The following is a 20,301-nucleotide window of genomic DNA, read 5'->3' on the forward strand; positions in this document are numbered from 1 at the left end:
CTCGGCCTTCTCCGCCTTCTCCGCGGGACCGGGCTTCGGTTCCGCGCGTTTCGGCCTCGCGCGCCCCAGCGCCGCCGCCTCCGCGCCCAAGGACACGGCCTTCTTGCGCGCGTCCAGGAGGGGTGCCCGGCGCTGCCGCAGCCGCGTGGTGCGCTCGGCCGCCTGGGCACGGGTCGCCGCCCGGGCGTCGCCGATCCGGGCCAGGGACGCGCTGACGCTCTCGTGCTCCTGGCGGATCCGGCTGTCCAGTTCCGCCATGACGGCGGTGATCAGTTCCTCGGTCATCTCGGCGACCGCGTCCTCGACGTGCCGCTGCTGGGTCGCGCGCAGGGGCGCCAACTCGGTCTGCAGGCTGTGGCGCTGCTGTCTCCGGTCGGAGTGCCGCGAGGTGCGGACGGTGCTGGTCAGGCTGATGCCCGCGCCGACCAGCGCCCCGATGGCGGCGCCGATCACGCTGCCGGGGCCGGGGCCCACGAAGCTGCCGATCACGAAGCCCATGCCCGCGCCCATCGACGTACCGAAGGACGTCTCACGAACGGCACGCATTCCGCCGCCCGGGGCGCGCTCGTCGCCGAGGCGGCCCGTCACCTTCAGCGAGGGAACCGGCGGGTCGGGCAGCGTGCCGACCTTCTGCTCGGCGAGTTCGAGGCCGTGCACGGCGCTGAACTCGCGCAGGATCCGCGCCGACCGGCGGCTCGCCAGGGTGTCGATGCCCGCGACGACGGCCCCGGCGTCCGTGGAGAGCTGTCCGACGAGGCGTTCGGGGGCGGCGAGGAACATGTCCCGGTAGAGGTAGTCGGTCTGGAAGGTGTTCCACACCCGGTCGAGGCCTTCGCGGCCCTCGCTGCGCAGCTTGCGGCCGAGCGCGGCGAACTGCCGCCGCAGCTCCGCCCGCCATCCCGCCTCACCCTTCCCGAGACCCGCGAGGCGCGTCTTGTGCAACTCCAACTCGCCCTCCAGGCAAGCCAGTTCGCTCTGCGTCTGTTCCGCGAGCACTTCGAGCTCCGTCTCCACGGGCCGCAGCAGGGCGAGCGCCGCCGCGTCGAGGTCGGCCAGGGCGCCGCCGAGCAGGAGCTTCGCGCGGCGGCGCGCCAGCGCCTGCCACAACAAGGCTTCCAGGGCGGGGAAGTTGCTCAGGGCGAGATGGCGTTCGCTGCCGGATTCGAGGTGGCGCAGTTTCGCCAGGTTCGAGACGGCCACGAGCGGCAGCTCGTCGGCGCGGCGCCCGGTGGCCTCGGCGAGCTTGGCGACGGTGTTCTCACGGATGCCCGCGGTGTCGGTGGGGACGTCCGTCTTGGTGAGGACGAAAACGATGCCGTCGACGTCATCGGTGACCTTGGCGGCCTCGGCCGCCTGGCGCAGGAAGACCAGCTCGCTCTCGGTCAGCGGCTGGGTGGCGTCCGCGACGAAGAGGAGGGCGTCCGCGCTGGGCAGGAAGGCGGCGGTCACGGCGGTGTGCTCGCGGTAGACACCTCCGACGCCGGGAGTGTCCAGGACGGTCACGCCGGAGGCCAGCCGCGGGTTGGGGGTCTCGATCTCCACCAGGCGGGCGCGGCGCACGTTGTGGGGGTTGCCGCTCTCGGTGGCGTAGTCCGCGATCTCGGAGCGGCCGATGGTGCGCTGTTCCAGTTTCGCCCCGGACCCGCCCTGGTCCGCCTCCGCCCCGGCTCCGTCCTGCTCCGCTTCCACACCGGCGCCGCCCTGGTCCGCGCCGTCGAGCAGTACGGTGATCCGCTCCGTCCCGCCGTGCCGGACCGTCGTCACGAGGCGCGTGGCGTACGTCGTGTCCACCGGGAAGAGGTCGGGATCCTCGAGGAGCGCCCCCAGCAAGCTGGACTTGCCGCGCTTGAACTCGCCGCAGACGACCACGGTCAGCCGGCCCTCGCGCAGCCGGTCGCGGGCCGCGCCGAGACGCCGCACGGTCTCCGCCGCCCCCTGCTCCTCCGCCGCCCGCAGCAACCCCGTGAGCAGGCCGAGGACTTCGGTCCGCAGCGTGTCGTACGTCCGCATGCTCTCCCCCTTCGTACGAGAGCTCCTGGTCGGCAGCTCCTGGTCGGCGGTCAGCCCGCCGGGTCCTCCTGGGTGAGCGCCCAGACCCGGGCCGTGCCGTCCTGGCAGGAGGTGGCGAGGCGGCGTCCGTCGCCGCTGAGGGAGGCGCCGGTCAGCGCCTCGGGATGCGCGATCTCGCAGAGCAGCCGGTCCGTGTCGACGGCCCTGACCTGTGCCGCCCTGAGGGCGGGGGCGACCGCGAGCAGGCTCCCGTCCGCGCTGAGGGAGACCGAGTTCACGGCGGCGGTGTGGTCCAGGGTCAGGAGGCACTCCCGCTGCGTCACGTCCCACACGTGGACGCGGCCGGTCTGCGCACCGACGGCCAGCCGTCTGCCGTCCGCGCTCAGGGAGACCCCGTTCACGGCGGCGCCGTAGGGAAACGACCACGTCTCCGCGGCGTCCGGCACCGACCAGACACGGCAGGTGCCGTCGCGGTCCCCCGTGGCCAGCACGCTTCCGTCGGCGCTCAGGGCGAGGGCGAGCACCCAGCTCTCGTGCCGCAGGCTCGCGATGCGGCGGCGCGCCCGTACGTCCCAGACGTGCGCGACCGCGTCGTCGGAGCCCGAGGCGAACCAGTGCCCGTCCTCGGTCACCGCCACCGCCCGCACCCAGTCGCCGTGGGTGGAGACCACGACGGAGTCGGAGCGTCGGCTCAGCCGGGCGTCCGGACCCCGGGCGCCCGAGGCCAGCAGCGTGCCGCCGTCGCCCACGGCCACGCTCAGCACGGGTTCGGCGTGCCGCACGGTCGTCAGGGTCCGGCCGGAGGTCATCTCCAGCACGCAGGCCGTGCCGTCGGACGCCCCGGTGGCCAGCCACTGCCCGTCGGCGCTGAGCGACGGCGCGACGACCTCGCTGTCCTTGGCGTGCCGCACCGTGCGCAGCAGCCACCCCTCGGAGAGCCACCCGGTCGTGGAGCCGCGGGGTTCCGTGGCCCCCTGGTCCTCCGGTGAGCCCACGGTGACCAGCCAGTCCCCCGACACGACGGTCTGGCCCACCGCCGCGTGCTGGGCGACGATCCGCCCGGGGCGGCCCTCGGCGCGCAGCTCCCACAGGCTGCCGTCGGACGGGCGGGCCAGGGCGAGCGCCTCACCCGCCGCATAGGAGGCGCCCGGCGCCTGGAGCCACTGCACGAGCTCGACCGTGCCGTCGGCGAACTGCCAGCTCAGCGGGCGCTCGCCGCGCGGGTGGTCCGCCGGGACGAGGTGGCGCTCGGCGGCGTGCGAGGCCCATCGCGCCGCGCCCTGTGCCACGGCGAGCTCGGGGTCCTCGACGGAGCGCAGCGGGCGGCCGAGCGCCTGCTGGACGAGGTCGGCGACGGCGGGCATGCGGGTGGTGCCGCCGACCAGGAGCACGGCGTCGACTTGTTCCATCGTCAGTTCCGCCGCGGTCAGCAGGTTCCGGCAGCAGTCGACGGTGCGGGTCAGGAGGGGCTCGATGATCTTGACGAAGCGTTTGCGATCGAGTTCGACGACGACGTCGGTCGACCCGAAGATGTCCTCCACGTAACTGTCCGCGCTCAGCTGGTGCTTGAGGCGGCGGGCGAAGTCGCCCAGTTCGAGGGCGTTCCTGCGGGCCGCCGTGCGCGCACCCGCCGTCTGTGCGGCCGGGCGCAGCGCGGCCGCCATCGCCTCGCCCCCGCGCCTGCGGATCTCGGTGAGCAGGAGCGCGTCGATGTCGCTGCCGCCGCAGTCGTCGAGCGCGTCGTGCCCGAGGACCTCGTGGCTGCCGCCCGCGCGCAGGCGCACGAGTGCGGTGTCGAAGGTGCCGCCGCCGAAGTCGTAGACGAGGAGGGTCTGTCCGGGGCCGACGGGCTTGCCCGCCACGGGTGCGTACGCGGCGGCGGCCGGTTCGGCGAGGAGTTCGACGGCGGCGAAGCCCGCGGCCCGGCCGGCCTGCAGCATCACCTGCCGCCGCGGGTCCGCGGGGCCGTACGCGGCGGGCACGGTGAGCACGGCCCGGTCCACCGGCCCGCCGAGCAGCCGCTCCGCCTCGTCCCGGAAGGCCGCGAGCACCCGGGACACGAGGTCGCCGGGTGCGAACGAGCTCTCGCCGAGCGGGATCGGGGCGTCCTGCCCGATGTCCCGCTTGAACTCGCTGCGGTACAGCTCGGGGCGCACCTTCTTGCGGTGCTCCGCCGGGGTGCCGATCAGCAGGGTGTCGTCCCGCAGGCAGACCGCCGACGGCCAGGCCCACGCGCCGGTGGCGCGCTCCTTCAGGAGCCGGGTGCCCGATTCGGTCAGCAGCGCGGCCGAGGAGGCCGACGTCCCGAAGTCGATGGCCAGGACGGGCTGTTCCATGGTCGTCCCCCCGTTCTCCGTCACTCACGGCTCTCCGAGGCGTCGCCGTCCAACGGCCCACCGGCCAGGGGTGGCAGCGCGCGGTGCCGTGGAAGCCGACCGGGACCTGGGCATGGGGCGAGCGCGGCGAACGCCGCATTGTCCCCCGCCCTGCAGCGGGTCACCGGCCCACTGTCCGGAACCCGTCTCGCCGTGCCGTGCGTCGGATCCACGACGCATCACCCGCCCCCGAGAGCGGCCGCGCGAGCCAACTCCTGCGGAGCGCGGCCGGTTCCCACCGTAGGGCGACTCCCGTGCCCGCCTCGATCGCCGGGGCCCGACCCGCGCGCAAGTCGTCCCGTCGTAGTACGGGGTGCCCGGGACTTGCGCGTAGGCCGACCGGTACACCGGCCGGGTCCGGGGGCTTTCCGGGGAGCGGCGGGACCGCGCTCGGAGACGAGGCGGCGCCGGGGATCTCCTGCCCCGGCTCAGGGTTCAGGCAAGCACCGCCCGCACCGTCTTGCCGCCGTGGTGTGCGCCCACGACCTCCAGGCGACGGGTGAGGTGCCGGACCATCGCCAGGCCGCGCCCGCTCTCCTTGTCCGTGTTGTCCATGCTGTGCCTCTGGAACCGGGGGTGCTCAGGACTGGCGTCGGTGACCTCGACGGTCACCCGGCCGCCGGACACCACCACGCTCAGCCTGCAGCCGCCGTCTCCGTGCCGCAGTGCGTTGGACACGAGCTCGGAGACGATCAGCGCGGCGTCGTCCACCCGCTCGGCGTCCACCTCCGTCTTGCGGCGCCGGGAGCCCGCGAGGAACCCCGAGGCCAGCTTCCGCGCGCGGCCCGCGGACGCGGGCTCCTTCGGCAGTGCGTACTCCACCCGTTCCGTGGGCCGATGGGCGTGCTGTTGCGCACGCATGGCAGCTCACTCCCCTCCCTGAGACGGACCGGTGTCCACCCGCGACCAACGCCGCCACCGGGGTCGCTCCACATGCGGCGCGACCTGTCCTGCCTCACGGTGATTCCCTGGCGGACAGATCCCCAATCCGCTCGTTGCCGCTTCTCCGGCCGCGCGTGGACGGCCATGCATTGACCTTGACATCAGCTTCAAACCAGACTGAGCGGTCTTGCGATCCTCCGTACCGGGAAAGGCCGCCCATGCATCCGACGCCCCGCCCTTTCAAGGACTACCAGGACGAGATCTACCTCGACGGTCTGCGCGGCGTCGTCCCCAAGTACCCCATGAAGTACGCCGAACTGGAGGCGCGCGCCCATGCCGCGATGCCTCCCTCGGTCGTCTCGTACGTCGCGGGCGGCGCGGGCGACGAACGTACGCAGGATGCCAACGTCACCGCGTTCGACCGCTGGGGGCTGATCCCGCGCATGTTCGTGGGAGCCGCCGAGCGCGATCTCTCCGTCGACCTGTTCGGCATGACGCTGCCCTCTCCCCTGTTCATGGCGCCCATCGGGGTGCTGGGCATCTGTACGCAGGACGGGCACGGCGATCTCGCGACCGCGCGGGCGGCGGCGCGGACCGGGGTTCCGATGATCGCCTCCACTCTGGCCACCGATCCGATGGAGGAGGTCGCCGCCGAGCTCGGCGAGACGCCCGGCTTCTTCCAGCTGTACACGCCGACCGACCGCGCACTCGCCGAGAGCCTGGTGCGCCGGGCGGAGAAGTCCGGGTTCAAGGCGATCGTCGTCACCATGGACACCTGGATCACCGGGTGGCGGCCGCGCGACCTGAGCACCTCCAACTTCCCCCAGCTGCGCGGGCACTGCCTGGCCAACTACACCAGCGACCCGGTGTTCCGCGCCCAGCTGCCCGCCGACCCCGAGCAGGACCCGCAGTCCGCGGTCCTCAAGTGGGTGCAGGTCTTCGGCAACCCGCTCACCTGGGACGACCTGCCGTGGCTGCGCTCCCTGACGTCCCTGCCTCTCGTCGTGAAGGGCCTGTGCCACCCCGAGGACGTGCGCCGGGCCAGGGACGGCGGGGTGGACGGCATCTACTGCTCCAACCACGGCGGGCGCCAGGCCAACGGCGGGCTGCCCGCGCTCGACGTGCTGCCCGCGGTGGTCGAGGCCGCCGGCGGGCTGCCCGTCCTCTTCGATTCGGGGGTGCGCAGCGGCGCGGACATCGTCAAGGCCGTCGCGCTCGGTGCGACCGCCGTCGGGGTGGGGCGCCCGTACGCGTACGGCCTCGGCATCGGCGGGGCCGACGGGGTCACGCACGTGCTGCGCTCGCTGCTCGCCGAGGCCGATCTGCTCATGGCCGTCGACGGCTATCCGACCCTGGCGGACCTCACTCCGGAGGCGCTCCAGCACGTGCGGTGACCGGCACATGCGGTGACCGGCCTGGCGCCCCGACGGTTCAGTGGACACTCGTCCGTTTCGTGTGAGACATTGATGTCTCATTCGAAACTGAGGTGTTACCCCACATGACCCCGCAACGTGATCCACGGCGCTGGGCCGTCCTCGCGATCCTCTCCGGCAGTCTCCTGCTGATCGCCATGGACACCACGATCCTGAACGTCGCCTTCCCCTCCCTCGTCTCCGACCTGCGGCCCAGCGCCGTGCAGCAGCTGTGGATCATCGACATCTACGCCCTGGTGCTGTCCGGCCTCCTCGTGACCGCGGGCGCGCTCGGTGACCGCTGGGGCCGCAAGCGGCTGCTTCTGATCGGCTTCGGCGTCTTCGCCGTCGCCTCGCTGCTCGCCGTCTTCGCGACCGCCGCCTGGCAGGTCATCGCCGCCCGCGCGCTGCTCGGCGCCGGTGGCGCGACGATCATGCCGGCCACCCTGTCGATCCTGCGGAAGGTCTTCACCGACGCCCGCGAGCGCGCCCTCGCCTACGCGGTGTGGTCGGCCGTCTTCGGCGGCGGCATGGCGCTCGGTCCGGTCGTCGGCGGCCTGCTGGTGGAGCACAACGGCTGGCAGTCCGCGTTCCTGATCAACATTCCCGTCGCGCTGGTGATCATCGCGCTCGGTCTGTGGATCCTGCCCGAGTCCCATCAGCCCCGTGAGGGCCGCTGGGACTGGTGGGGCGTCGGCCAGTCCGTCGTCGGCATGCTCGCCCTCGCGGGCGGCATCAAGCAGCTCGGCAAGGGCGGCCCCGCCGACCCCGCCGCCTGGGCCCTCCTCGTCGTCGCCGCGGTGACCCTCACCGTCTTCGTACGCCGACAGCTGCGCCTGGACCACCCGCTGCTGCAGGTACGCCTCTTCGTGTCCCGCCCCTTCGCCATCGCCGCGGCCTCGATCTTCCTCGGCATGATCGCGCTGGGCTCGGCGCTGTTCCTGATCACCCAGTGGTTCCAGTACGGACAGGGCTACTCCCCGCTGGAAGCGGGCATCCGGCTGCTGCCCGCGCCCCTCGGCCTGGTCCTCACCTCGCTGATCACCCCGGCGCTGATGCACCGGCTGCCGATCCGCCACGTCATGGGCGGCGGCCTGCTGGTCATGACGGCGGGGCTCGCCCTGCCGTGGCTGCTCCAGCTGTCGGGTCCGCTCGGCTACGGCGCGGTCGCCGTCTCGCTCGCGGTGCTCGGCTGCGGCGTCGGCATCGCGACGACCGCCGCGTCCGTGACGCTGATGGCCGCCACCCCGGCCGAGGACGTCAGCGGCGCGGCGGCGGTCGAGGAGACCTGCTACGAACTCGGCGCCGCGATGGGCGTGGCCGTGCTCGGCAGCATCGCCACCGCGCTGTACCGCGTGAACCTGCCGGACCTGGGTCTCGCGGCCGACACCACGGCGTCCGTCAGCGACTCGATCGGCGAGGCGGCCCGGGTGGCCTCCGAGCTCACGGGCCCGGCCGGCGCCCAGCTGCTGACGCGGGCCGCCGACGCGTTCACCTCCGGTATGACGCCGACGTTCCTGATGGCGGCCGCGCTGCCGCTGGCCGCCGCGGCGCTCACCTGGGCGAAGATCCCCAAGGGCCTGCGCCCGACGGAGGACGCGCACTGACCGAGCGGTGCGCCGCGTCACAGGCGTCACAACTGGCAACAACAGAACCTCACTTCACGCCTATCATCTGTTCGGCCCCGGATCCCTCGCTGGAGCGGACCCGGGGCCGACCCATGCTCGTCAGTGAGAGGACAACGGGGAATTGAGTTCCATACGTAAGCGCGGCGCGCGCAGGCGCCGCATGGCGATGGCCGGCGTGGGCGCCGCGGCGGCCGTCGTGGCGGGGGTCCAGCTGTCGCCCGTCGCGTTCGGCACCGGCGGCGACGAAAAGCCGACGTCGGCCCACCCGGCCGCCGAGGTGGCGGACTTCGGCGCCACCCGCTCGGACGGGACGTCCTTCGAGGACGGCGTCATGTCGTTCGAGTCGGCGCGCTCGGCGGCGCAGTCGGCCCCGTCCGGGCAGGCCGCCGCGGCCGCCCCGCACGGCGTGGGCTGGAATTCGGGCGGCGCGTCCAAGTACCTCGCCTCCGGCTACACCATCAAGTTCTACGACAAGAAGTCCGCCGACTGGCTCGCGCCCTACGTGAAGCGGTCCGCCGCGGACCTCCAGCGCGTCACGACGCTTCCCATCGATGTCGACACGCGGCCGGTCGGCTGGGACTACGTCCGGCCCAAGGGCGAGATCGTCGTCGGCGTCCTGCACCGGCCCTGTGTGCCCCCGGCGGACGGCGGCTCCACGGGCTGGAAGGTGGTCCGCGACGGCTCCGGCAGCAAGAGCCTGAGCTGCGGCTTCTACTCCTCGTCCGTCGCCGACACGGTGACCAGCGGGCACGCGTACATCGACGACGAGTTCCTCACCTCGACCGGCAAGCCCGCCCCCTCCATGGGCGAGACCTACTTCCGCAACCACATCAGCCACGAGCTCGGGCACACGATGGGCCTCGGGCACGCCAACCGCAGCGCGACCCGCGGCGACTGCGTCAAGGGTTCGGACTCCGGCCAGTTCCCGGTGATGTGCACGCCCACCACCGCCTACCAGGACAAGCGCGCGGGCACCTACGTCCAGCAGTACGACATGCAGGGCCTGCGCTACCTCGCCAAGGGCGGCGGCGCCGCGCTGCCCCCGCAGGGCAAGGTGACCGGCATCGGCAGCAAGTGCCTGGACACCAAGGGCGGCAAGGCAGCCAACGGCACCCAGATCCAGATCTACACCTGCAACAAGGGCCCCGGGCAGTCCTGGATCCTGCAGAAGGACGGCTCGATCCGCGCCCTGGGCAAGTGCCTGGACAACTACCGCAACGCGAGCACCAACGGCAACAAGATCGCCCTCTCGGACTGCACCGGCGGCGCCTCCCAGCGCTGGAAGGTCAACGCCAAGGGCCAGATCGTGCACGTCGCGTCCGGCAAGGTGCTCGATGTGAAGGGCGGCTCGACCGCCAACAGCACCAAGGTCCAGCTCTACACGGCGAACTCGTACAAGCGCCAGGTCTGGGTCACGCCCAAGTAGCGCGCCGAGGTGGGCGGGCGCGTCCGCGGGAGCAGCCGGAGCGGCTACAGTCACCTGCGTTCAGCCCCGCCCACCTGGGAGAACCCCGCACCATGGCCGTCGACGAACTCGACACCCGCATCCTCCGGCTGCTCCTCGAACAGCCCCGCACCAGCCTGCGCGAGTACGCCCGCGTCCTCGGCATCGCCCGCGGCACCCTGCAGGCCAGGCTCGACCGCATGGAGCGGGACGGCGTGATCACCGGCACGGGCCCCTTCCTCTCCCCCGCCGCGCTCGGCCACCCCGTGCTCGCCTTCGTCCACATCGAGGTCACGCAGGGGCATCTGGACGAGGTGGGGGACGCGCTCGCCGCCGTGCCGGAGATCATCGAGGCGCACTCGATCACGGGCGGCGGCGATCTGCTGACCCGGGTCGCGGCCCGCGACAACGGGCACCTGGAGGACGTCATCCAGCAGCTGATCAACCTGCCCGGCGTGGTGCGCACCCGGACGGAGATGGCGCTGCGCGAGCGAGTGCCGCACCGGCTGCTCCCGCTGGTCGAATCGGTCGGCAGGTCCGCCACCGGGCAGGGATGACCAGGCGGTTTGGCATGCTGGAGGTCATGAGCACCTTCGGCAGGACCTCGGTCGTCTTCGACCTCGACGGCACTCTCGTGGACAGCGAGCCCAACTACTACGAAGCCTCACGGGCCCTGCTCGCCGAGCGCACGGGCCGGGAGTACACCTGGGCCGACAACGAGCAGTACGTCGGCATCAGCTCCCACGAGACCCTCGCGCTCTGGCAGCGGGAGTACGGGATCGCGGCATCGGTGGCCGACCTGCTCGCCGACCTCGACCGGCGCTATCTGGCGCTGGCCCGCGCCGACACCCCGGTCTACCCGGAGATGCGCAAGCTCGTCGAAGAGCTGCACGACGCGGGTGTGCCCATGGCCGTGGCGTCGGGTTCCTCGCGCGCGGCGATCGAGGCGATCCTGGCCGGCACGGGCCTGGACGCCCGGCTGACCACGTTCGTCTCCGCCGAGGAGGTCCCGCGCGGCAAGCCGGCGCCGGACGTGTTCCTCGCGGCCGCCGCGCTGCTCGGCGCGGAGCCCGCGGACTGCGTGGTCTTCGAGGACGCGGCGCCGGGGGCCGCGGCGGCGCACGCGGCGGGCATGCGCTGCGTCGCGGTCCCCTATGTCGCCGCCCACGCGGACGACCCGGCCTTCGCGGCTGCGGAGCTGCTGTTCCGGGGCGGCCAGCACGAGTTCACGGCGCAGGCAGCGCTGGACGTGCTGGCGGCCGGCCGGGGGCGCTGAGGGCGGCGGCCCGGCCGCGCCTCAGACCAGCTCGGGCTGCGGTTCCGGCTTCTGCGCGGGCGCCGCCTTCGGCTCCCATAGCCGGGTGGTCCACATGTAGCCCTGGACCACCGAGGCCATCGCGAGGATGAGCAGCGGTCCGAACACCCAGGGGTACTCGGCCATCTGCATCGGCAGGTAGCGGTAGGACACCAGGAGTGCGGCGAAGACGCCCGTGCCGTAGGCGACGAGACGGATTCCCGCCCGGTCCCAGCCGCGGTCGAGCGAGCGCATGGCCGCGTCGATGGTGAACGCGAACACGACTCCGGCGATGATGTCGGCGCCGTAGTGGTAGCCGAAGCCCAGGGTGGCGCCGAGCGTCGCGAGCAGCCAGAAGGTGCCTGCGTAGCGCAGCGGTCGTGGACCCTTGCGGGAGTGGATGAAGATCGCGGTGGCCCATGCGGTGTGCAGGCTGGGCATGCAGTTGCGCGGGGTGATCCCGTCGTACGGCATCGCGTGCGGGGTGCTGACCGGCGGCGGTGTGTGCGGCCACAGGTCGGCGAGCGCCCAGTGCTGGCCGCCGGTGCCGAACGCGCCGTCCCCGTAGGCGAAGATCGGGCCGACCACCGGGAAGATCATGTAGATGGCGGGTCCGACCAGGCCGATCACCAGGAAGGTGCGCACCAGGTAGTGGCCCGGGAAGCGGCCGTCCCTCGCGACGTTGCGCAGCTGGTACAGCGAGACGCAGACCGCGGCCACCGCGAGCTGGATGTAGACCCAGTCGAGGATGTGGGAGCCGACCGGCCCCGTGGCCTCGACCATGCGGCCGACCAGCCACGACGGGTTGCCCAGCGCGTGGTCGGCCACGGCCACGTACGGATCGAGCACCGTCGGGCGGGTCTTCGACGTGATGAGCAGCCAGGCGTCACCGGTCTTGCGGCCCGCCACGAGCAGCAGGCCGAGCCCGACGCCCTTCAGCAGCAGCACCCGTTCCGGTCCGGTGCGGCGCGTGACGGCGATGACCCCGCAGCCGAGGATCACCCACAGCGCGCCGTTGCCGAACATCTGGTCGGCGCCGACCATCCAGCGCACCAGGAAGAAGACGACGTCGATGCCGATCGCGACACCGGCGGCGATGAACCGCTGCCGCCAGGTGAGCACCACCATCATCAGCGCCATGCTGGCGTACAGCAGCGGCCCCGACTTCGGCGCGAAGATCACCTCGCCGGCCTGGTTGGCGATCGGCCCCGGCAGACCGTAGTGACGCGCGGCGAACTCCAGCGCGACGAGGAACCCGAGGGTGACCAGTCCGGCCGCGCCCCACAGCAGTACCCGGGGCTTGCGCAGCGCCGAGAGCAGCTGTGTGCGGTCTGTGCGCGGAGATATCCGCGGTGCTTTAGATATCAATGTTCTGGCCGTTTGTTAGGTGCGTGGGCTGAAAAGCTCACTCTCGCCGGGGGCCGGATCATGCTATCCGAGCCCGGCGCCGGTCAGGCAGCTCCGGCCACTCGCTCGGGGGTGAGCAGCTCCGCGAGGCGTTCCGCGGGCAACAGGCCCTTCTCCAGAACAAGTTCGGCGACGCCCCGGCCGGTGCTCAGCGCCTCCTGGGCGATCTCCGTGGCCGCGGTGTATCCGATGTGCGGGTTGAGCGCGGTGACCAGGCCGATGGAGGTCTCCACCGAGGCGCGCAGCACGTCCGTGTTGGCTGTGATGCCCACCACGCAGCGCTCGGCGAGCGTCAGGCAGGCCGCGCGCAGCGAGGTGATGCTCTTGGCGAGCGAGTGCAGGATGACCGGCTCGAAGGCGTTGAGCTGGAGCTGACCCGCCTCGGCGGCCATGGTGATCGTGACGTCGTTGCCGATCACCTCGAAGGCGACCTGGTTGACGACCTCGGGGATCACCGGGTTGACCTTGCCCGGCATGATGCTCGACCCGGCCTGCACCGGCGGCAGATTGATCTCGTTGAGGCCCGCGCGGGGGCCCGAGGAGAGGAGCCGCAGGTCGTTGCAGCTCTTGGAGAGCTTGACCGCGATGCGCTTCAGGACGCCGGACAGGTGCACGAAGGCGCCGCAGTCCTGGGTCGCCTCGACCAGGTTGGCGGCGGTCACCAGCGGCATGCCGGTGATCTCGGCGAGGTGGCGGCGGGCGGTCTCGGCGTATCCGGCGGGCGCGTTGAGGCCCGTGCCGATGGCGGTGGCACCGAGGTTGATCTCGTGGATGAGCTCGACGGCCTCGGCGAGCCTCGCCCGGTCCTCGTCGATCATCACGGCGTAGGCCGAGAACTCCTGGCCGAGCGTCATCGGCACCGCGTCCTGGAGCTGCGTGCGCCCCATCTTCAGGACGTCGCGGAACTCCAGCGCCTTCGCCGCGAACGCGTCCTGCACCACCGACATCGCGCGCAGCAGGCCGTGGACGGCGCTGACCGTCGCGACCTTCACGGCGGTCGGGTAGACGTCGTTGGTGGACTGGCTGAGGTTGACGTCCTCGTTGGGGTGCAGGTGTTCGTACGCCCCCTTGGGGTGCCCGAGGAGCTCAAGGGCGCGGTTGGCGACGACCTCGTTGGCGTTCATGTTGGTGGAGGTGCCGGCGCCGCCCTGGATGACGTCGACGACGAACTGGTCGTGCAGCCGTCCCGCCCGGATCTCCCGGCAGGCCGCCGCGATGGCGTCGGCCTTGGCCGCGGGGAGCAGTCCCAGCTCCTCGTTGGCGCGGGCCGCGGCCTCCTTGACGGCGGCGAGCGCGTCGATCAACTGCGGGTACACGGAGATCGGGATGCCCGTGATGGGGAAGTTCTCGGTGGCGCGCAGGGAGTGGATGCCCCAGTACGCCTCGGCGGGGACGTCACGGTCGCCGAGCAGGTCGTGCTCGCGGCGCAGGGCGGGGGCAGGGGTGGTGCTCATGATGCTTGCTTGTTCTCTTCCGGAGACTGAAGCGCCCCGTCGGGGGCGCGGGGCCGGGACATGTGCGGCTTCACCGCGCGGGCGCGATCGGCCACGGACGCGCCCGCAGACGAACGGAGTCAGGCGGCAGCGGCCTCGTCCCACGCCGCCGCCGGACCGACGCCGTGGCGCAGGGCTTCGATCCGCTCCTCCGGGCCGGAGGCCGAAAGCAGCGCCGCGAGGACCGCGGTACGCGCCTGACCGGCACGCAACGTGCCGGTGAGAACCGCTCCGGCCGCGGCGAGGTCGACCGCTCCGCCGTGCGTGTAGATCTCGGTGACGGGACCGCCCTGGACGCGGGTGGTGAGGGCGACCAGGACGCCCTTGTCGATGGCGTCGGTGACGGCGCCGACGAACTCGGGGGTCGCGTTGCCCGCGCCGGTGGCGACGAGCACGATGCCCTGGGCGCCCGCCGCGACGGCCGTCTCCACGAACAGCGGGTCGGCGTCCACGTGGTGCATGACCATGTCGATGCGCGGCAGGGTCACGTCGGCGGCGGGCAGCGGCAGCGGCGCGGGGCGCTCCGGGCGGTGCAGGATCGAGATCTTGCCGAATCCGACCTTGCCGACGGGCGGCCCGGACGGGTCGGCGAAGGCGTCGGCGGCGAGGGTCTGGGTCTTCACGGTGCCGCGGGCGGCGTGCACCTTGCCGTCGAAGACGACCAGCACGCCGAGGTCGCGCACGGTCGCGGCGGTGAGCAGCGCGTCGTAGAGGTTGCCGGGGCCGTCGCCGTCCTCGGCACCGAGCGGCTTCTGGGCGCCGGTGAAGACGACCGGCCGGGGGTCGTCGTGGTGCAGGTCGAGGAGGAAGGCGGACTCCTCGAGGGTGTCCGTGCCGTGGGTGACGACGATGCCGTCGACACCGGGGTCGGCGAGGACCTCGTGCACGGTGCGCAGGAGGGTGAGCTGCTGGGCGGAGGTCAGACGCGGGCTGTTCACGTTGAACAGGTCGATGACCTCGGAGGTGATGCCCTGGGGTATCGCGGCCGTGGCGAGCACCTCGCGGCCGGGGGCGTCGGCGGCGAAGCCAGTCCCCTGCCAGCGGCTGGCGATCGTCCCGCCGGTGCTGATGACGACGATCCGTCGCGCCTGTGCTTCCACGTCTGCGTACCTCCCAGGGAACCTGAGGACCATCAGCCCCCTGAGCAGTGGGCAGCCTCGCCGCAAGGATAGATCGAACATTGCGCAATGTGTTTGCCAAAATCGAAGACCTGTGCAACACACGTGGTGGATAATTGCGCCATGGACGAGATCGACCGCAACATCTTGCGCGAGCTGCAGAACGACGGACGGCTGACCAATCAGGAGCTCGCCGCTCGGGTCGGCCTCAGCGCCTCGCCCTGCATGCGCCGGGTGCGCCAGCTGGAGCTGGACGGCGTGATCCGGGGGTACCGCGCGGTGGTCGCGCCGGAAGCGGTCGGCCGGGGCTTCGAGGTGCTCGTCTCCATCGAGGTGCGCCGCGACCGCGAGACCGTCGAGGCCTTCGAGGCGGCGCTCCAGGACGTTCCGGACGTCATCGAGGCGTACCGCCTGTTCGGCAGCCCCGGCTGTCTGCTGCGCATCGCGGTCGCCGACCTCGCCGCGTACGAACGACTGTGGATCGAACGGCTCACCACGCTGGCGGGGGTCACCGAGGTCAACTCCCAGATCATCATGAAGCGGATCAAGGAACCGCAGGGCCTGCCCGTGGACGGCTGAGGGCCCGACCCAACTCTCCTTTGGTACAGACCTATTGACGGCTGGTCTGTACCAGCCTAAGTTGACGCACCGCACGAGGCACGTCTCCAGATCCCCTCCGCATCCAGGGAGCACCGCGTGATCGGTCGGACGTTACGCCTGCTGGGGTCTGCCCTGGCACTGGTCTGTGTCGCACAGCTGCCGGCCGCCGCGGCGGCCCCCGACCCGGCCGCGCCGCGGGCCGACACCTGCGCGGTCAAGCCGAAACCCGCGGGCAAGGTGCTCCAGGGGTACTGGGAGAACTGGGACGGCGCGTCCAACGGCGTGCACCCGCCGTTCGGCTGGACCCCCATCACCGACAGCCGCATGAAGCAGCACGGCTACAACGTCATCAACGCGGCCTTCCCCGTCATCCGCTCCGACGGCACCGTCCTGTGGGAGGACGGCATGGACGCGACGGTGAAGGTCGCGACCCCCGCCGAGATGTGTCAGGCGAAGGCGGACGGCGCCACCATTCTGATGTCCATCGGCGGCGCCGCGGCGGGCATCGACCTGAGCTCCAGCAAGGTCGCCGACCGCTTCGTCGAGACGATCGTGCCGATCCTGAAGAAGTACAACTTCGACGGCATCGACATCGACATCGAGACGGGCCTGGTGGGCAGCGGCAACATCAACCAGCTCTCGCCCTCGCAGTCCAACCTGATCCGCATCATCGACGGCGTGCTCGACCGCATGCCCGCGGGCTTCGGCCTCACGATGGCCCCCGAGACGGCGTACGTCACCGGCGGCAGCGTCGTCTACGGCTCGATCTGGGGCGCGTACCTGCCGATCGTGAAGAAGTACGCGGACAACGGCCGCCTGTGGTGGCTCAACATGCAGTACTACAACGGCAGCATGTACGGCTGCTCCGGCGACTCCTACTCCGCGGGCACCGTGCAGGGCTTCACCGCCCAGACCGACTGCCTCAACAAGGGCCTGACCATCCAGGGCACCACCATCAAGGTCCCCTACGACAAGCAGGTTCCCGGCCTCCCCGCCCAGCCGGGCGCCGGTGGCGGCTACATGTCCCCGAGCCTCGTCTCCCAGGCCTGGAACCACTACAACGGCGCCCTCAAGGGCCTGATGACCTGGTCCATCAACTGGGACGGCTCCAAGGGCTGGACGTTCGGCGACAACTTCAACCGCCTCACCTGACCGGCAGACGGGGGCGCGGGCCGGGGCGGCCCGCGCCCTCCGCCGTCACTTCAGGTACGGGCCGTCGGTGACGGTCTTCGTGTCGACGCGGAAGCCGTCGACGCCCATGTCGACGTACTTGTTGTACGCGTCGATCAGATGCTTCTGCGCTGCGGCGCCCTCGGTGCCGTAGGGGTTGCCCTTGGCGTGGGCCTGGTCGATGAGCTGCTGGTAGGAGACGCCGTCCCAGGTGAGGCGCGGGTCGGTCTCGTAGAAGTCGTAGCCGTGGTACCCCGTGATAGTCGTAGTCGGATCTGTTCAGGACGACGGGAGTGATCCAGACCGCGGAGAACCCGAACCCCTTGATGTGGTCGAGCTTCTGGGCGAGGCCCTTGAAGTCGCCCCGGAACATGGGGTCGTCGTTCGCGGCGTTGCCCGGCTTCACGTGCTGGTCGCCGCCCCGGTTGTTGGTGGCGTCACCGTCGTAGAAGCGGCCGTCATCGCGAAGTAGACGGAATCCTTGCGCGGATCTCCGCCCAGCATCGTCGCGGACGCGACGCCCTCGGCGCGGGCGGCCCCGCCGGTGAGGGGCAGCAGGCCGAGGAGCAGTGCGCTCAGCACGGCGGCCAGGGTTGCCCGGAGGGAACGTGCGTGGGGGATGGGACCTCCCGTGGTGTCGTCGCCGCTCAGCCGTGCTCTCAGCCGCGCGTTCAGCCGCGCTTGAAGACCGCGACCGTTCGAGCGGGGACGGTGAAGGTGCCCGACCTCCTCTCGTACGAAGCCGACTTGACGGTCCGGTCGGCGCCGGAGGCCTGCACCGGGTGCAGAGCGTACCGGTCGCCCTCGGCCGCGCCGACGCGCTGGCGCTGCGCCTGCGGACTCGCGTTGAACACGACCACGAGGTCGCCGAGGCGCATGGTGATGACACCGGGCGTCTCGGCCGCGGTGCCGGACAGCGGGAAGGAGAGTTCCGACTGGACCTGTCCCGCCGTGGCGGGGGAGAACTCCGGCTCGGTCGTCCGGATCCTCAGCAGGTCCTGGTACGCGGCCGACGTGCCGTTGATCTCCGCGCAGCCCGGGGTCAGCGCGGCCGCGGACGACAGCAGGGGCTCGGCGTACGGCCACTTGTCCTTGTTGTCGGCGGCCGGGGGCAGACCGCGGCCGAAGCCGTTGCCCGCGCGGCAGTCCCAGTTGATCGTGTTGAACCAGTCGCCGCTGTCGAAGGAGTTGCGGTCCAGGGACTTGGAGCGCAGCAGGTCCGTGCCGGCCTGGGAGAGCGCCGGGCCCTGGGAGAGGGAGGCGGTCGCCATGGCGAGGACCTGCATGCGGGCACGGTCGGCCGTGCCGGTGTCCTTGGGCAGCTTGAAGGCGAGGGCGTCGTAGAGCGATTCGTTGTCGTGCGCGTCGGCGTAGGAGAGGGCGTCACCGGGATTCGCCGCGTATCCGGCCGGAGCGCCGTTGTAGTCGACGTCCGCTCCCCGGACCCTGCGCCCCGCGGAGTCCGTGAAGGTGAAGCGGGCGAGGTTTCCGGACAGGCCGACCTTGATGAGGTCCTGGTAGTGCAGGAGGCGGGCTTTCTGTTCGGCCTCGGTGCCGTTCGCCTTCGAGGAGTTGGGGTCGGTGTAGAGGCCGCTGGCGAAGCCCTGGACGCCCGGGTCCTCGTCGAACGGGCCCCCGCCGCGCAGCGCGTCGCGCGAGCGGTCGGAGAAGGTCGCTATGCCGGTGCCCGCCATGTTCTTCTGGGTGGCCTGGACGAAGCGGGCGTCATCGGCGACCTCGCCGAAGTTCCACCCCTCGCCGTACAGGACGATGCTCTTGCCGTCGACGCCGTCCTTCGCCGGGGTCAGCGCGTCGAGCGCCTTGCGGACGGCGAGGACGTTGGCCTTGGGGTGGTGGCCCATCAGGTCGAAGCGGAAGCCGTCGACCTTGTACTGCTTGGCCCAGGTGACGATGGAGTCGACGACGAGCTTGCCCATCATCGCGTTCTCGGGTGCCGTGTTGGCGCAGCAGGTCGAGGTGGTCACCGCGCCGTCGGCGTCCAGGCGCTGGTAGTAGCCGGGCACGATCTTGTCGAGCACGGACTTGTCGGCCTGGCCGCTCGCGACGGTGTGGTTGTAGACGACGTCCATCACGGTGCGCAGGCCCGAGCCGTTCAGCCCCTGCACCATCCTGCGGAACTCGACCGTGCGGCGGGTGCCCTCGGGGTCGCTCGCGTAGGACCCCTCCGGGACGGTGTAATGCAACGGGTCGTAGCCCCAGTTGTACGCGTCCTTGCCCGCGCTCTTGGTGACGCAGGCCTGCTGTTCGTCGGAGTCGGGGGCGTACGCGGGCAGGTCGCAGTCGGGGGTGGTCCGTTCGGAGGGGCGCTCGGGGACGGTGCCGATGTCGAAGACGGGGAGCAGGTGTACGTACGACGTGCCGGAGCGGGCCAGGTGGCGCAGGTGCTTCATGCCGTCGGACTTCCGGTCCGTGAACGCCAGGTACTGGCCCGGGTGGTCCGACGTGCGGTCCGCGACGGAGAAGTCCCGGACGTGCAGCTCCTGGATCTGCGCGTCGCGCAGCGGGGTCGCCTTCGGCTTGCGCAGCCCGTCCCAGCCCTTGGGGGCGAGCTTCGGGTCGGCCAGGTCGACGGCGAGGCTGCGCTCGGAGCCGGTGGTGAGAGCGGTGGAGTAGGGGTCGGTGACCTTGTTGGTGACGACCTTGCGCACGCTCGGCGCCCACACCTTGACGACGTATCGGTAGCTCTTGCCCGACCAGCTGCCGGGCCCGGTCGCCGACCAGACCCCCGAGGCGCGGTCCCGGTGCATCCGCACGGTGCGGCCGCCGATGTCGAGGGAGACCTGCTGGGCGGTGGGGGCCCAGACGGAGAGGGTGACGCGGCCGTGCGCGAAGCGGGGGCCGAGCGTGGCCTTGCGGGCGGCCGGACCGTACAGGTCGTCGAGGACGCCCTGGGTCTGTACGCCGGTGGCGGCGCGCAGCGTGCCGTCGGCGGACCGGGCGGTGGCGACGAGCCGGCCGGTGAGGGCGGCGCGGGTCCGGTCGCGGTCGCGGGGGTCGACGGTGAAGGCGGCGTAGCCCTTGAGGTGCGGGTACTCGGCCTGCTGCGCGTCGGTGAGGCCGCCCTCGACCGGGGTGAGGCGCAGTCGGTGGGCCGCTCCCCCGATGTCGCCGCCCTCGACCGTGAGGCCGCCGCGGGGTGCGTACAGGAGCTCGTGGCGGCTCCCCGTGCCCGTGTCCCAGGCAAGGGTGTTCGCGTCGATCCACTGGGCCCGCGACTTCGACAGGTCCAGTGGATCGGCCTGGTCGGCCGCGGCGGACGGCGTCGACGGCGCCCTCTGCAGGGCCGTCGCGGTCAGGGGCACGGTGGCGGCGAGCAGGGCGAGGGCCACGGTCACGGCGGCGCGGCGCGGGGAGCCGGTCACGGCGGTTTCTCCTTGAGGGGTGGGGTAGAGAGGTGCGGCCGCCCGGCAGCGGGGACACGGATGGGCCGGGCGGCCGCACCTCTCT

14 protein-coding genes and 1 pseudogene are annotated in these 20,301 nt (G+C 71.8%); 7 read left to right on the forward strand and 8 right to left on the reverse strand.

Annotated elements, in window-relative coordinates:
* The 3 genes from AOK03_RS28785 to AOK03_RS28795 form a co-directional block, all read right to left on the reverse strand.
* The coding region (locus tag AOK03_RS28785) for a dynamin family protein (protein ID WP_055568285.1) at positions 1-2,010 on the reverse strand (2,010 nt) is incomplete at its 3' end.
* Positions 2,011-2,060: 50 nt separating this feature from the next.
* Positions 2,061-4,346, reverse strand: coding sequence for an Hsp70 family protein (locus tag AOK03_RS28790; protein WP_055568286.1), 2,286 nt, complete (start codon positions 4,344-4,346; stop codon positions 2,061-2,063).
* A gap of 474 nt (positions 4,347-4,820) precedes the next feature.
* A complete protein-coding gene (locus AOK03_RS28795; RefSeq protein WP_244177791.1) occupies positions 4,821-5,246 on the reverse strand; it encodes an ATP-binding protein in 426 nt (141 codons plus the stop codon).
* 239 nt (positions 5,247-5,485) lie between these two features.
* Here AOK03_RS28795 and AOK03_RS28800 point away from each other — a divergent pair, with 239 nt between their 5' ends.
* From AOK03_RS28800 to AOK03_RS28820, 5 genes are all read left to right on the forward strand, one after another.
* Positions 5,486-6,661: an alpha-hydroxy-acid oxidizing protein gene (locus AOK03_RS28800; RefSeq protein WP_055568288.1), complete on the forward strand. Its 1,176-nt coding sequence runs from the start codon at positions 5,486-5,488 to the stop codon at positions 6,659-6,661.
* A 104-nt stretch (positions 6,662-6,765) separates the two neighbouring features.
* Positions 6,766-8,286, forward strand: a complete 1,521-nt coding sequence (locus AOK03_RS28805; RefSeq protein ID WP_055568289.1) for an MFS transporter — start codon at positions 6,766-6,768, stop codon at positions 8,284-8,286.
* A gap of 142 nt (positions 8,287-8,428) precedes the next feature.
* Positions 8,429-9,733: a ricin-type beta-trefoil lectin domain protein gene (locus AOK03_RS28810; RefSeq protein WP_244177792.1), complete on the forward strand. Its 1,305-nt coding sequence runs from the start codon at positions 8,429-8,431 to the stop codon at positions 9,731-9,733.
* Positions 9,734-9,825: 92 nt separating this feature from the next.
* The gene (locus AOK03_RS28815; RefSeq protein ID WP_055568291.1) at positions 9,826-10,308 is read left to right on the forward strand and encodes an Lrp/AsnC family transcriptional regulator; all 483 of its coding nucleotides are present in this window, start codon (positions 9,826-9,828) and stop codon (positions 10,306-10,308) included.
* 26 nt (positions 10,309-10,334) lie between these two features.
* A complete protein-coding gene (locus AOK03_RS28820; protein WP_055568296.1) occupies positions 10,335-11,027 on the forward strand; it encodes an HAD family hydrolase in 693 nt (230 codons plus the stop codon).
* Between the two features lie 21 nt (positions 11,028-11,048).
* Here the strand turns inward: AOK03_RS28820 and AOK03_RS28825 are convergent, their stop codons facing one another.
* From AOK03_RS28825 to AOK03_RS28835, 3 genes are all read right to left on the reverse strand, one after another.
* Positions 11,049-12,335 carry a phosphatase PAP2 family protein gene (locus AOK03_RS28825; RefSeq protein ID WP_055568297.1) on the reverse strand — a complete coding sequence of 429 codons (1,287 nt, stop codon included), beginning with the start codon at positions 12,333-12,335 and terminating at the stop codon, positions 11,049-11,051.
* Positions 12,336-12,496: 161 nt separating this feature from the next.
* Positions 12,497-13,906 (reverse strand): aspartate ammonia-lyase, encoded by a 1,410-nt coding sequence (gene aspA / locus AOK03_RS28830; protein WP_055568292.1) that lies wholly within the window; start codon positions 13,904-13,906, stop codon positions 12,497-12,499.
* Between the two features lie 119 nt (positions 13,907-14,025).
* A complete protein-coding gene (locus AOK03_RS28835; protein WP_055568293.1) occupies positions 14,026-15,078 on the reverse strand; it encodes an asparaginase in 1,053 nt (350 codons plus the stop codon).
* 108 nt (positions 15,079-15,186) lie between these two features.
* On the opposite strand from AOK03_RS28835, the gene AOK03_RS28840 reads away from it, so the two are divergent.
* Both AOK03_RS28840 and AOK03_RS28845 read left to right on the forward strand, forming a co-directional pair.
* Positions 15,187-15,642, forward strand: coding sequence for an Lrp/AsnC family transcriptional regulator (locus tag AOK03_RS28840; protein WP_055568294.1), 456 nt, complete (start codon positions 15,187-15,189; stop codon positions 15,640-15,642).
* A 117-nt stretch (positions 15,643-15,759) separates the two neighbouring features.
* Positions 15,760-16,815 carry a chitinase gene (locus AOK03_RS28845; protein ID WP_055568295.1) on the forward strand — a complete coding sequence of 352 codons (1,056 nt, stop codon included), beginning with the start codon at positions 15,760-15,762 and terminating at the stop codon, positions 16,813-16,815.
* A 177-nt stretch (positions 16,816-16,992) separates the two neighbouring features.
* Here the strand turns inward: AOK03_RS28845 and AOK03_RS41340 are convergent.
* A pseudogene (locus tag AOK03_RS41340) lies at positions 16,993-17,334 on the reverse strand (alpha-amylase family glycosyl hydrolase); the annotation flags it as partial.
* Between the two features lie 170 nt (positions 17,335-17,504).
* Positions 17,505-20,216 carry a pullulanase-type alpha-1,6-glucosidase gene (gene pulA, locus AOK03_RS28850; RefSeq protein ID WP_079075017.1) on the reverse strand — a complete coding sequence of 904 codons (2,712 nt, stop codon included), beginning with the start codon at positions 20,214-20,216 and terminating at the stop codon, positions 17,505-17,507.
* Positions 20,217-20,301: the final 85 nt, after the last annotated feature.

Source organism: Streptomyces atriruber (genome assembly GCF_001418325.1).
In the GTDB taxonomy this organism is placed as follows: domain Bacteria; phylum Actinomycetota; class Actinomycetes; order Streptomycetales; family Streptomycetaceae; genus Streptomyces; species Streptomyces atriruber.